19 protein-coding genes and 1 pseudogene are annotated in these 12,447 nt (G+C 72.3%); 18 read left to right on the forward strand and 2 right to left on the reverse strand.

The window, feature by feature from the left end; genetic code table 11:
- Position 1: 1 nt before the first annotated feature.
- Complete coding sequence (locus LX15_RS23940) at positions 2 to 433, reverse strand: ImmA/IrrE family metallo-endopeptidase (protein ID WP_253671894.1); 432 nt, start codon at positions 431 to 433, stop codon at positions 2 to 4.
- 256 nt (positions 434 to 689) lie between these two features.
- Here LX15_RS23940 and LX15_RS23945 point away from each other — a divergent pair, with 256 nt between their 5' ends.
- The gene (locus LX15_RS23945; protein ID WP_253671895.1) at positions 690 to 836 is read left to right on the forward strand and encodes a hypothetical protein; all 147 of its coding nucleotides are present in this window, start codon (positions 690 to 692) and stop codon (positions 834 to 836) included.
- Between the two features lie 48 nt (positions 837 to 884).
- On the opposite strand, the pseudogene LX15_RS33645 reads toward LX15_RS23945, so the two are convergent.
- Positions 885 to 1,022: pseudogene (locus LX15_RS33645) on the reverse strand (hypothetical protein); the annotation flags it as partial.
- 245 nt (positions 1,023 to 1,267) lie between these two features.
- Here LX15_RS33645 and LX15_RS23950 point away from each other — a divergent pair.
- From LX15_RS23950 to LX15_RS24030, 17 genes are all read left to right on the forward strand, one after another.
- Positions 1,268 to 1,465: a helix-turn-helix domain-containing protein gene (locus LX15_RS23950; RefSeq protein WP_253671896.1), complete on the forward strand. Its 198-nt coding sequence runs from the start codon at positions 1,268 to 1,270 to the stop codon at positions 1,463 to 1,465.
- Positions 1,462 to 1,656: a hypothetical protein gene (locus tag LX15_RS23955; RefSeq protein WP_253671897.1), complete on the forward strand. Its 195-nt coding sequence runs from the start codon at positions 1,462 to 1,464 to the stop codon at positions 1,654 to 1,656. The genes LX15_RS23950 and LX15_RS23955 overlap by 4 nt, the downstream gene beginning before the upstream one ends.
- 190 nt (positions 1,657 to 1,846) lie before the next feature.
- A complete protein-coding gene (locus LX15_RS23960) occupies positions 1,847 to 2,605 on the forward strand; it encodes a PD-(D/E)XK nuclease family protein (protein ID WP_253671898.1) in 759 nt (252 codons plus the stop codon).
- 49 nt (positions 2,606 to 2,654) lie between these two features.
- Entirely contained in the window at positions 2,655 to 3,185 is a 531-nt protein-coding gene (locus tag LX15_RS23965) for a hypothetical protein (protein ID WP_253671899.1), read from the forward strand.
- Positions 3,186 to 3,309: 124 nt separating this feature from the next.
- A complete protein-coding gene (locus tag LX15_RS23970; RefSeq protein WP_253671900.1) occupies positions 3,310 to 5,784 on the forward strand; it encodes a phage/plasmid primase, P4 family in 2,475 nt (824 codons plus the stop codon).
- Between the two features lie 164 nt (positions 5,785 to 5,948).
- Positions 5,949 to 6,386: a hypothetical protein gene (locus LX15_RS23975; RefSeq protein WP_253671901.1), complete on the forward strand. Its 438-nt coding sequence runs from the start codon at positions 5,949 to 5,951 to the stop codon at positions 6,384 to 6,386.
- Positions 6,387 to 6,536: 150 nt separating this feature from the next.
- Entirely contained in the window at positions 6,537 to 6,968 is a 432-nt protein-coding gene (locus tag LX15_RS23980) for a hypothetical protein (RefSeq protein ID WP_253671902.1), read from the forward strand.
- Positions 6,965 to 7,552 (forward strand): hypothetical protein, encoded by a 588-nt coding sequence (locus LX15_RS23985; RefSeq protein ID WP_253671903.1) that lies wholly within the window; start codon positions 6,965 to 6,967, stop codon positions 7,550 to 7,552. The genes LX15_RS23980 and LX15_RS23985 overlap by 4 nt, the downstream gene beginning before the upstream one ends.
- On the forward strand, positions 7,549 to 7,752 hold the full coding sequence (locus tag LX15_RS23990; RefSeq protein ID WP_253671904.1) for a hypothetical protein: 204 nt from the start codon (positions 7,549 to 7,551) through the stop codon (positions 7,750 to 7,752). The genes LX15_RS23985 and LX15_RS23990 overlap by 4 nt, the downstream gene beginning before the upstream one ends.
- The gene (locus LX15_RS23995; RefSeq protein ID WP_253671905.1) at positions 7,749 to 7,916 is read left to right on the forward strand and encodes a hypothetical protein; all 168 of its coding nucleotides are present in this window, start codon (positions 7,749 to 7,751) and stop codon (positions 7,914 to 7,916) included. The genes LX15_RS23990 and LX15_RS23995 overlap by 4 nt, the downstream gene beginning before the upstream one ends.
- Before the next feature lie 70 nt (positions 7,917 to 7,986).
- Positions 7,987 to 8,502, forward strand: a complete 516-nt coding sequence (locus LX15_RS24000) for a hypothetical protein (protein WP_253671906.1) — start codon at positions 7,987 to 7,989, stop codon at positions 8,500 to 8,502.
- Entirely contained in the window at positions 8,499 to 8,774 is a 276-nt protein-coding gene (locus LX15_RS24005) for a hypothetical protein (protein ID WP_253671907.1), read from the forward strand. Before LX15_RS24000 ends, LX15_RS24005 begins: the two co-directional genes overlap by 4 nt.
- 59 nt (positions 8,775 to 8,833) lie before the next feature.
- Positions 8,834 to 9,313: a hypothetical protein gene (locus LX15_RS24010; RefSeq protein WP_253671908.1), complete on the forward strand. Its 480-nt coding sequence runs from the start codon at positions 8,834 to 8,836 to the stop codon at positions 9,311 to 9,313.
- Positions 9,310 to 9,900 carry a hypothetical protein gene (locus LX15_RS24015; protein ID WP_253671909.1) on the forward strand — a complete coding sequence of 197 codons (591 nt, stop codon included), beginning with the start codon at positions 9,310 to 9,312 and terminating at the stop codon, positions 9,898 to 9,900. The genes LX15_RS24010 and LX15_RS24015 overlap by 4 nt, the downstream gene beginning before the upstream one ends.
- 23 nt (positions 9,901 to 9,923) lie before the next feature.
- On the forward strand, positions 9,924 to 10,220 hold the full coding sequence (locus LX15_RS24020) for a recombinase family protein (protein ID WP_253671910.1): 297 nt from the start codon (positions 9,924 to 9,926) through the stop codon (positions 10,218 to 10,220).
- A gap of 393 nt (positions 10,221 to 10,613) precedes the next feature.
- Positions 10,614 to 11,171: a helix-turn-helix domain-containing protein gene (locus tag LX15_RS24025; protein ID WP_253671911.1), complete on the forward strand. Its 558-nt coding sequence runs from the start codon at positions 10,614 to 10,616 to the stop codon at positions 11,169 to 11,171.
- Positions 11,152 to 12,438, forward strand: coding sequence for a PBSX family phage terminase large subunit (locus LX15_RS24030; protein WP_253671912.1), 1,287 nt, complete (start codon positions 11,152 to 11,154; stop codon positions 12,436 to 12,438). Before LX15_RS24025 ends, LX15_RS24030 begins: the two co-directional genes overlap by 20 nt.
- Positions 12,439 to 12,447: the final 9 nt, after the last annotated feature.

The raw sequence follows: 12,447 nt of genomic DNA on the forward strand, positions 1-12,447 counted from the left end.
TTCACAGGGCGCGGTGCCACAGCCCGGCGCGCCGCACCGCACTCCGGATGTAGGCGTGGTCCGCCGCTGTCAGATGGTCGAGGCGAACGCTGAGCGTGTACTGGTCGACGTCGAGCACGTCGGCGAGCGCCGGCCTCGACGACGGCCCCTCGTCGCCGACCACCCGCACCGCGTACGCGAGCGCGCACACCGGGAGCAGCCGCGCCGCCGCGCACTCGTGCACCCGCAGCTCGCCACGCCGCTCGTGCCACGAGGTGCAGTAGGCGCCGTCGTCCCCGCGCTCGTGGTGCACAATCTCATGCGCGATGGTGACGCGGCGCTCGACGGTGGTCAGGGCGGGGTGCAGCCGGATGACACCCTCGCGGTAGTCGCCCCAGCCGTCGACGGCGTGGGACTGCACGATGGTCAGTCCGAGGCGTCGGGCGTGTGCCACGGGGTCGTACGGGGGGTGCCCGCGGGTGCAGGCGATGGGTGGAACGCACGACACGGATGGCACCCCCCGGTGACCTCGGGGAGGTCACCGCCTATGCGTCTCCCCACTCCCACTGCTCTTCCTGGACGTCTCGCGTCCGCCGCTGTGGCGGCCGGAACGCTGCCCTCACGGTAGTAGAGTCCTCAAGCACCTTTCGGTCACTCGGCTGTTCGGGGGATGGTCGCCGACGCGTCTCGGCCTCGCCCAGGTGGCCTACATGGCCCTGTGTATGCCGCTCTGCGAGGCGGCGGGCCAGCTCGCCGAGCAGGGCCGTGTCGGTCAGGGCGGTGGGGTCCGCTGGCCGGGTCTGCGGCGCAGCCTCGTCCTCGGTGAGGACTCCGGCTTGGACCAGAAGCTCCTGTAGCGACACGTCGAGAGCACGCGCGGCCTTGCGGGCGGTGCGCACGTCGGGGACCGTCCCCTCGCTGATCCATCGGCCGACCACGCTGCGCTGGACGCCTGAGGCGCGCGACAGGTCGACGGGTCGCCAGCCGCGCTGCGCCAGCTCGTGTCGTAGCCACCGCTGCCAGGGGGTGTCGCTGTTCGTCATGACTGCCCATCGTAGTAGCGCGCATGCTACAGCCACCGGGCAGGGCAGGAACCGGACAGAGGAGCGCGAGGGGGTTGCGCACCATTGTGACCTGGGGAATCACCCAATCAGCGCTGTAGCGCGTGCGCTACTTGTGTTGCGTGCACGCTACCGACCGGTGTAGCGTGGGACCTACAGCAGCCCCGACCGAGCTACAGGAGGTCACACGAATGGCCGCTGTCATCACGCTCCGTAGAACCCGCCTAATGGCCTATCTCCGCTCCGCCAACCTGAGCAACACGGCACTGGCCGACCGGATGGGCATCCACCGCACCACCCTCCAGAGACACCTCGCCGGCGTGATCCGGCCCGGCGAGGACTTCATCGGCGCGCTGCTCCTCGCGCTGCCGAAGGCTCGCTTCGAAGACCTGTTCGAGGTCGCCCCCGCTCGGGAGGCATCGTGACCCGCGTCGACGCCATCCGCGCCGCCGCGCAGGTGTTCGCACAGGCCCGGGCCGACCGCGACGCCCTGCCGCCCCGCCTCGCGGCCGAGGCCGCATGGCAGGCGGGCGGCCCGTCCGTCGAGGAGATCGAGGCGAAGATCCGCGCCCTGCGCGGCCTCGCCACCGCCGTCGCCCTGCCGGGGGCGGCATGACCACCGCCCTGGACATGACGGACCCCCGCCACGTAGCTGGCCGGCCAGCAGCGGGGGTCCTGGAGACGACCGACCACCACAGTGGCCCGTCGCAGCCCTCAGCCTACGGCCCTCACGACATTCCGTGGATCGCCTCGCTGCTGGGCGAGGAGGCCGTCACCGTTACCCGCATCCTGAGGAAGCAGCCAACATGAAGCTCGGGACCTTCGCCCCACCTGACTCGCCGGTCGTCGACCCGCTCGCCGACACCCTCCGCCACGTCATCACCACCGCCGCGCACACCGCGCCCCGCTCACTCCAGGTCGCCCTCGGCCCGTCCGAGATCGGGGAGCCGTGCGCCCGGCGCCTGGCGTATCGGCTGATGGACGAACGCCGCGTCAACGGCGGCGGCGACCCGTGGGCCTCCATCGTGGGCACGGCCGTACACGCCTGGCTCGCTGAGGCGTGCCGCGCCGAAAACGACCGGCTCGGCCGCATCCGGTACCTCGTCGAACAACGCGTCGAGATCCGGCCCGGGGTGGCGGGATCGTGCGACCTGTACGACGCCGACGAGGCCACAGTGATCGATCACAAGGTGCTCGGCGAAACCACCATGCGCCTGTACAAGCGGGGGGGTCCGCCCGACCAGTACCGAGCCCAGGCGCACCTCTACGGCCTCGGCCTCGCCCGCCTCGGCCTCCCGGTGCGCCGCGTCGCCCTCGCGATGTACCCCCGCGCCGGGCTCCTGTCCGGCCTGCACCTCTGGTCAGAGCCCTACGACCCCGCCGTGGCCGACGCCGCGATCGCCCGCCACGACCAGATCCTCGAAGCCGCCTGCGCGCTCGACGTCACCGACCACCCCGAGCGGTACCAGCACATCCCACGGACCGCGTCCCGCCGCTGCCGCTACTGCCCCTGGTACCGGCCCGGTGCCGACACCGGGGCGACCTGCCCTGGCGACACCCCCTGACACCCCGCCCCATGGCGGAACACAGAAGAAGAAACGGAGAACCCGACACATGCAGCTCGGAACCTTCACCCCCAACGCCCGATCCGTCGGCGACCAGTGGCCCGCCAAGGAGGCCGTCGACCGCCCGCTGGTCGTGCTCGTCCGCGAGCACCGCAGCGGGATCGTCACGAAGTACAAGCCCGAGGGCGCGGCGGGCGTGGTCGTGGACGTGGTCGACCTGTCCACCGGCGCGGTCTACATCGACGTGCTGTGGATGAACGGGGCCGTCGTCGACGCTCTCGCGGCCTACGTGGGTCAGGCCCTGCCGATCCGGCTGGTGTGGACCCCGTCCGCGCGCGGCGGCAACCCCTACATCGCGGTCGCGGCATTGGATGGCTCGGATCTCGCGCTGGCCCAGCAGTGGGCCAGCGCCAACCCCGACCGGGTCGACCGGGAGCGGGCCGCGCGCAAGAACGGCGGAGCGACCACCCCGGCGGCCGTGACCACCCCGGCCCCGGCGGCCCCAGTCGCCCCGGCGGCGGACCCGGCCGTTCAGGCGCTGCTCGCGCAGATCGCCGCCGGGGGCGCGCCGACTGCGTGACGACGTGACCTGACCAGTGCTGTCCCGCACCGGCCCCGCACGGGGCCGGTGCGGGACGTCATCGGCCAAGCCACGCCCCCTCTTCGCCTCATCGCACCGTGGAGGCTCCACAGTGGACCCAGACATGCTCTCCGCTGCCCTCGACTGGTACGACGCCGGCTGCTCCGTGGTCCGCGTCGCCACCGACGGCACCAAGGCCCCCGCAGGGCAGTGGAAGGAGTACCAGCGCCGCAGACCCGGCAGGGACCAGGTGGTGACCTGGTTCGCTGACGGGCACCCCGGCATCGGCGTCGTCTGCGGCCCCGTCTCCGGCGGCCTGGAAATGCTCGAGCTGGAAGGCCGCGCCGTCAGCGAGGGCCTGGTCCTCGCCCTCCGCGAACACGTGGAGGGCGCCGGGCACGCCGAGCTGTGGCAGCGGATCGCCACCGGCTACACCGAGACCAGTCCCAGCGGCGGCCTGCACATCCTGTACCGCGTCGACGGCGGCCTGGTCGACGGCAACACCAAGCTCGCGGAACGCCCCGCGCGCGACGATGAGCTGACCCACGACGACCACGGTTTGCTCGCCACCAAGGGGAAGCGCCCCCGAAGGACCTTGCTGGAGACGCGCGGCCGCGGCGGGTTCGTCGTCGTCGCCCCCTCCCACGGCCCCGTCCACCCCACCGGCCGCGCCTGGCGCACCGTCACCGGCACCCCCGCCACCATCCCCACCATCACCCCCGACGAACGCGACGTGCTCCACGCCGCCGCCCGGGCGCTCGACCAGCTCCCGCCGCCGCCACCGATCCCGGACCCGGTCCCCCTCGACCCCGACCACCGCCGCGGGGGAACGCCCCCAGGCGAAGACTTCAACCAGCGCGCCACCTGGAATCAGATCCTGGAGCCGCACGGGTGGCGGGTCGCCTACCAGCAGGGCACCCGCACCTACTGGACCCGCCCCGGCAAAGCCCACGGCGTCTCCGCCGTCACCGGCGGCGACCACGGCGACTACCTCTACGTGTGGACCACCAGCACCGAGCTACCCGCCGAGACGGCACTGTCGAAGTGGCGCACCTACGCCCTGCTGAACCACGACGGCGACTGGTCGGCCGCCGCCGGCGTGTTGCGCCGCCAGGGCTACGGAACCCCCGCGCCCGAACCGGCCCGGCCCGTGCTGGCACCGCTGCCCACCATCACCGCCACGCCCAGCGCGGCTGGGACCCTCGCCATCGTTCACCAGCCACCCGACACCGAGGTCGAGAGCACCTACGCCCGCTCCGACGACGGCAACGCCCTGGCCCTCATCGACCGGTACGGCGCCGTCCTGCGGTACTGCCCCGAACGTGGCCGCTGGCTGCACTGGACCGGGGTCCGCTGGGAATGGTGCGCCTCCGGCGGCGGCCACGCCCGCGAGTACGCCAAGAGGATCGCACGCGCACTCCCCGAAGACGACCAAGCCGCGATCCGGCACAAGGCTCGCAGCCTCGGCGCCGTCGGCACCACCGCCATGCTCACCCAGGCCGCCACCGATCCCCGCATCGTCGTGGGCCTCGACCAGCTCGACGCACACCCCTACGAGTTGAACACACCGACCGGGATCATTGACCTGCGCACCGGCACGCTCACCCCACCCGACCCGGCCCGCCTGCACACCCGCATCACCGCCGCCGCGGTCGACGAGGCCGCAGACCCGATCCGGTGGGCGGAGTTCCTCGGCGACACCTTCGGCAACGACCAGGACCTCATCACCTACCTGCAACGCCTCGTCGGCTACTCCGCCTGCGGCCGCGTCCGCGAACACGTGCTGCCCTTCGCGTTCGGGTCCGGTGCGAACGGCAAGGGAGCGTTCTTGGAGACCGTGACCCACGTGTTGGGGGACTACGCCACCACCGCGCCCGCAGGGTTCCTGATGGCCAAGAACTACGCCAGCCACGACACCGAGATCGCCCGCCTCGCCGGCGCCCGCATGGTCGTATGCAGCGAAGTGAACGAACAGGATCGGTTCGACGAGGCCAAAGTCAAGGCCCTGACCGGCGGCGACACGCTGACCGCCCGGTTTATGAGGCAGGACCACGTCACGTTCACACCCACACACACGCTGTGGCTCATGGGCAACCACCAACCCGCCGTCACCAGCGGCGGCCACAGCTTCTGGCGCAGACTCCGGCTGGTCCCCTTCACCCGCACCGTGCCCGAGGAACGCCGCGTCGACGACCTCCAAGGAATCCTCGCCCGCGAACACGGAGCGGCCGTGCTGGCGTGGATCATTGAGGGTGCCCGCGACTACGCCACCAACGGGCTGCCCACCCCCGCCAGCGTCAAGGCCGCCACCGCCGAGTACGAGACCGCCCAGGACACCGTCGCCCGGTTCGTCGCCGACTGCTGCCACATCGGGGGCGCCGACCACGTCACCACCACCACCAGCGCGCTCCGCGCCGCCTACGAACGCTGGTGCCTCGCCGAAGGCGAAGCGGCCGTCAGCCCAAAACGTCTCGGTCTCGAACTCCGCCGCCTCGGCATCGACCCAGCTCGCACCGGACGAGCCCGCCTCTACCGGGGTGTCGCCCTCATCGCCGACGAGAACACGTCACCCGACGCCGGGAGGCTCGACCTCGCATGAGCGCCCACAACCTCATGGGCCGCCTGGTGGTGACGCATCAACGCGTCACCACCGTGACGCGTGGTGACGCGTTTTCCAGTTATCGGCCCTCGCGTGCGCGCGCGCATACGCACGCGGAGCAACCAACCCAACAACGCGTCACACGTGTCACCAGGAGCCCCCTGTTGATCTTCGCGACGACCCGCCCCACCCCCACCCCCTGCCCCCGCTGCGGACGCCTCCACCTCACCGGCCTCGACGAAGGTGTGCCGTACCGAGTCGACCCCGCCCCCATCACCCTGTCCGCCGAACTGCACGCCCGCCTCGCCGGGCGCCGCACCTACGCCCTCATCGCGGGTCGCCTCGCTCTCCGCACCCCCAGCCGCATCCGCGGCGACCACCGCGGTCGGCCGCCCGTTCTGCCCGCCCACCAGTGCGCCCACCCCGTCACCCCCGACCAGGTCGAGGTCGACCAGGTGGTGGCCGTCGCCCGACTGCTCGCACCCAAACGAACGGCCCCGGCCCCGGTTCCGACCTCGGGGTTGGAGGCCGTAGCGCTCGACCTACTGAGCGAGCACCTGGGCGCCAGGGTCATGTCCATTGACCCGCCGCCGCCGTTCTGAGGTCTGACCTGCGGGGAACGTTCGACGAGGGGGAACGCGCGGGGGGATGGGTAGGGAAAATCCGACGCGAACTTGTAGCGTGTGCGCTACCAACTGCGGTAGTGTGTGACCTACACCGGCAGTGTGCCGGTGAACGAATGGAGACGACCGATGAAGACGACGACCACCCGCCGCCTGGCCAGCGGCCCGCAGACCTGGGTGCTGCCCGCCCACGTGGCGCTCACCCGCCTGGCCACCCACGCGGGGCTGCACCGCCTGACCCTCGACACCGTCGACGTTGGCGTCCCCCTCTACGGCGCGTCCGACACCCCGCCCTACGGCCTGGCCATCCTCTGCGCCTCCGCCCGTGACCTGACCGCATGGGCGCGCAGCATCCCCGGCGCGCAGCTCATGCTCCGCGTGCACGCCGAGCGCCTAATCCTGGGGCTCTACGGCGAGATCGACACGATGCCCGTCCGCGTCCGCGTGCTGCTGCGCCGGGACTACGACGTCACGGTGCCGGACGGGGCCGAAGACGGGTACGTGCGGATCGCGATCGACCAGGTGGTCGCGTTCGCGCAGTGCACTGGGAGCGCCCAGTGACCGCCACCGTGCCGCCGGCCGCCTGGTACGTCATCCCCACCCGGTCCGCCCGGCTGACGGAAAGCCACGACGTGCTCGGTCCGTACACCCAGGACCACGCCGAGGAGGTCGCGGCCCAGTACCGGGCCGACGGGGTCCTGGCCCAGGCGCACAAGAGCGCTGGCCGGCCGCGCTGGTTCCCGGTCCGGCCCGCCCACCACGTCCCGCCAGGTGAGGCCCAGTCCGCGAGCGACCACGTGTTTGTTGTGAGCAGCAGTCGTGCCCGGTGCCTGCGCTGCGGCATCAGGACCAACCTGCTCGGCCCGTGGCGCGTGATGAGCACGTGGACCGACTCCCCGTGCCGGCCGGGACGCGGTCCAGGCGACCCGATCACGGACGCGGCCATGGTCTACGCCGAGCGCCTCCGCGACACTCACCCCGCCGTCGCCGAACTGATCGCCTCGGTGGCCACCGGCCATCGGCCCACCCCGGACCGGCCGACCACGTGCCGCGCCTGCCGGCTCCCTCTCTCGGCGTGCCCGGAGCGGGAGGCGCTCGCCGCCGTGGCCGAGGAGTGGCGCGAGCGGACCGAGGGGGAGCAGTGACCCTGCGGCCCACCGACACCCAGCACGCCCGCGCCCTGGCGGCGCTCACCGGCCCCGCGCCGCTCACCCCCGAGCAGCGTGAGGCCCTGGCCGCCCTGCTCCGCGTCATCGACCGCGCCGAGCTGCTTCCCACCCCGGTCGCGGTGACCGCCCTGGCGGCGGTCCGCGCCCTGGCGGACACGAAGGAGGTCGCGGCGTGACGCCGACCCGGGCGCTGATCGTCCGCCTGCACTCGCTGCCGTGCGCCGTGTGCGGCCGCCCGGCCGCCGGGGTGGCGCTCTACCCGGATCAGCACGTGGTCGCGCCGTGCAGGTGCGTGATCCCCGTCCCCTGGCCGCCGACCACGCCGCCCAACCAACAGTGAGCCAGTGCCGCCGGCCCCACGCCATCACAGCGGGGCCGGCGGCACCCTCACCGTCCACAGTGGAGACGACGTGATCGACCCCCAGAACACCACCGCAAGCAGCCCTCCCGTGGTCGCGCGAGTCAGCCGATACGAGCTGTCCTGCCTGCCCGACGACCACCCGGCACGCGACCGATACACCCTCGCCGTCGAGTACCGAGGGAAGTCCCGCCAGCGCCACGACGAGTGGGCCGTGCTCCACGGCCCGTGGGCGCTGTCCCGCGACGGCCACTGGGACTACGAACCGCCATCGACCTGCCGCCGCACGGTGATCGCCCAGTACCGGTACACCCTCGACGACGCGCTGGAAGCCGCCCGACGGGAAGCACCTCGCCTGGCCGCCGACGGTTGCGCGGTCGCGGACGTCCTCCGCGCCGCCGCCGTGACTGACCACCCGTCCGGGTGCCGCTGGTGCGGCGTCCCCCACCGCGAGCACTCGCAGCGGTGGACCCCCGAGACCGGATGGCACGAGTGGACGGCCCCGACCATGAGCCAGATCAAGACCCGCATGCTCGCCCGGCGGCACCACCACGAGGAGACCCAGTGACTGAGACCCCCGACGCCGCCCTGCTCGCCGCCCTCGGCCGCATCCTCGACCACCTCGCCCAGACCGGCGCGCAGTGCCTCGCCGCCCACCACGACCGCGACCTCGCCACCGCCGTCGCCCTGATCGCCGACCTCGTCGACGTGCGCGGCTGCTGCCCCAGCACCGACGACTGCCACGTCCACCAGGCCGCCGGCGACGGCCCCTGCCCCCACGGCCGCGCCTCGGCGTGGCTGGACACCATCACCCGCCGCTGGATGACCGACCAGCAGTAGCCAGCGCCCGCCCAGCGCGGTCTTCCGCGCCGGGCGGGCCACCTCATGCAGGAGACCCCATGACCACGACCGACGTGTCCGCCCGCGGCCGCGCCAACCGCCGCCGCGGCGCCGACGCCGAACGCGCCGTCGCCGCCTGGCTCCGCGGCCACGGCTGGCCGCACGCCGAACGCGCCGTGCGCACCGGCTACCGCACCGCCACCCGCACCAGCGCCGACCCCGGCGACATCACCGGCACCCCCGGCATCGTCTGGCAGATCAAGGACGTCGCCCGACCCGACGCGGCACGGTGGCTCGACGAGACCCGGCAGCAACGCGACGCCGCCGGCGCCGACCACGGCATCCTCGTCATCCGCCGCCGAGGCACCACCGACGTCGGACGCTGGTGGACTCTCCTCACCACCAGCGACCTGCTCCGCCTGGTCCACGCCACCCGCCCCGGCCTCCTGTCCGCCCCGGTGATGATGGAGCTGGGCGACGTCGCCGCGCTGCTCCACGCCGCCGGCTACGGCACCACGCCCGAGGCGATGGCCGGATGACCACCTGCGTGATCCCCGACTGCCGCCGCGATCCGGGCCGCGACCTCCTCATCTGCTACACCCACCGCGACGACCTGGCCCACTGGCTCCGCCGCATCCCCGACCTGTACACCCTGCTCGACCCCACCCCCACCCGCCACGGCATCGGCCGCGGCGCGCCTGGCTACTGGTCGGCCCCGCCGGCCCGCCTCGACGTGATCGCGGCCCGCGACTGGCGGTCCCTGCCCGACGGCGACGGCGACGTGCTGGCCGCGCCAGCGGTGCTGGACTGGATCGTCGGCGCCGTCGACACCGTGACCCACCACTGCCGGTTCCTGCTGCGGAACCTCACGGTCCTGTGCGCGCTCCCCACCATCGACGAGGTCGCAGACGTCCTCGGGCGGCTCCACCGGCAGCTCGAACGACACACCGGATGGGACCGCCGTCGCCCGGTCGTGGGCCACTGCACCAGCGAGATCAGCGACACCGAGGTGTGTGCCGCGCCGCTGCGGCTTCCCGAGAGCGGCGAGGCGATCACGTGTTCGGTCTGCGGCGGGGTCTACCGCGGCTGGGCGCTGGTCGATCTCGCCGTCCGCCAAGCATCCTGACCGCATCTACCAGGAGGAACCACATGGCTCGCGGCCTGCTGTACGCCTACGCCGCGGACTACGCCGCCGGCGACCGCCAGCTTCGGGCACTCCGCGACTGGGCCGCCGCCCACACCCACACCGTGGTGTCCGAGGTCGTCAGCTACCGGGGCCGGGACGGGCGCCGGATCGGCCTCGACCAGGCGATCGATGACCTGCTCGCCGGAGCTGTCGACCTGCTCGCCGTCACGCGACCCGAGTGCCTCAGCCGCGACAAGGCTCGCCTCTCCGCGCTGGTCACGATGCTGGGTGGCCGCCTGGTCGCGCTGAACGACCAGTGAGTGGACAGGCGCGCCGTCTCAGCGAGGCGGCGCGCCTGTCGGCGAGATGTGACGTTCTGTGTGGGAGGGAAGATGGTGCGGACCCCGTTGGTGATCCGCGAGGGTGGCCGGGTGCTGGTCGACCGGGTCACGCTGGCCCGGATCTCGGGTCGGTCGGTGCACACGATCCGGGCGCGCTGCCCAATCGAGTTTCGTCATCGTGACGGAAGGCCCCTGTATGACGCGGCCCGCTGCCGAGCGATCCTCGATGGCATCCCGGAGCGCCGGAGGGTTGCGTGAGCCTATATCATGTTCGTGTGGGCGGAGCCATGCCCTGATCACGCAACCTTGAACCCCCGTTGAGCCATCTGGCTCCGGGGGTTCTCTCATGTCCGGCGCTGGGGGGGGTGAGCGATGGCCCGCCCCGTCACCCCCGACGAACGCACCCAGATCGTCGCCGCCCTGCGCGAGCACGCCGGCACCCGCGAGGGGGGCATCCGGGCTGTCGCCCGTCGGTTTGGTCGCGCCCTGTCCACGATTCACCGGATCGCCCGGGACGAGGGCATCACCGTCGACCGGTCCCAGACCGCCGCCGCGACCGCCGCCCGCACCGTCGACCTCGCCGCGCGCCGCGCCGAGCTGGCCGCCGCGCTGCTCGACGACGTCGACCAGCTCCGCGCCCGGGCGTGGTCGGCGTACACCTACGCCGACCGGGGCCCGACTGGTCCGGTTCGGGTGACGCTGGACCTGCCGCCGCTGAGCGAGCAGCGGAACGCCTACGTCGCGCTCGGCGTGGCGCTCGACAAGCACGTGCTGCTCGACAAGCACGACAGCGGCACCCAGGTCGAGACCGCCACGTCCCTCGTCGCCACCCTGGCCGCTGGGCTGCGGGCCGCGCACCACGAGCTGGTCGCCGCCGACGAGGCCGTCGACGACGCCACGGAGGCCGTCGATGACGCGTCTTCACCTTGACCGGATCACCACGCTGCTGTCCCGGCGGCAGATCCAGTCGATCGTCGAGTCCGAGTCGTCGCCGCTGTCACTGTGGACCGGCGCAGTCAGCTCGGGGAAGACGATCGCGAGCCTGATTGCGTTCGTGATCGCCGTGGCGGCCGCGCCGACGCAGGGCCTGATCGTCGTCGTCGGTCGTACTCTTCAGACCATCGAGCGGAACTTGCTCAGCCCGCTCCAGTCGCCCAGTTTGTTTGGGCCGATCGCCGCGCACGTGCACCACACCACCGGGTCGACCACCGCCACCATCCTCGGCCGCACCGTCCACCTCGTCGGCGCCTCGGACGCCCGGTCCGAGGGCCGTATCCGAGGCGCGACCGTGGCGCTGGCCTACGTCGACGAGGCGACACTAGTGCCGCAATCGGTCTGGATGATGCTGTTGTCCCGGTTGCGGGTTCCTGGCGCCAGGCTGCTGGCCACGACGAACCCAGACGGGCCGGGCCACTGGCTGCGCAGGGACTTCCTGTTGCGCGCGGGCGAGGTCGGGTTGGTGCACTGGCACTTCGTCCTCGACGACAACCCCTCGCTGGAAAAGTCCTATGTGGACAACTTGACGGCCCAGTACACGGGACTGTGGCACAGGCGCTTCATCCTCGGCGACTGGTGCCTAGCCCAAGGCGCGGTCTACGACTGCTGGGACGAGGAACAACATGTCGTCGACACCCTCCCGCGCATCGACCGGTGGATCGGCGCGGGCATCGACTACGGCACCACCAACGCCACATCCGTGCTGCTGCTGGGCGCCGGCCAGGACCACACTGGCCGGCGCCGCCTGTACCTCACCCACGAGTGGCGCTACGACTCCCGACAGCACGTCCGCGCACTCACCGACCCCGAGTACAGCAACCGCATCCGCGGCTGGCTCGACACCATCGACCGTCCACATGAGACCACACGCGGGGTGCAGCCGGAGTGGATCTACATCGACCCCTCGGCGGCATCGTTGTCCCTCCAGCTCTACCGCGACGGCCTTCCCCGCGTGGCGCACGCGATCAACGATGTGCTCCCAGGGATCAGGACCGTGGCCGGGTTGTTGGCCACCGACCGGCTCCGCGTGCACCGTTCGTGCCGCGGCTGGATCGACGAGGTCGCGTCGTACTCGTGGGACGACGACGCCGCGCAGCGCGGCGAAGACCGCCCGGTGAAAGCCGAAGACCACAGCCTCGACGCCGGCCGGTACGTCATTCACTCCACCGAGTCGCTGTGGCGGCCACAGCTCGCCGCATAGGAGGTGACC

Source organism: Streptoalloteichus tenebrarius (assembly GCF_024171885.1).
GTDB lineage: Bacteria > Actinomycetota > Actinomycetes > Mycobacteriales > Pseudonocardiaceae > Streptoalloteichus > Streptoalloteichus tenebrarius.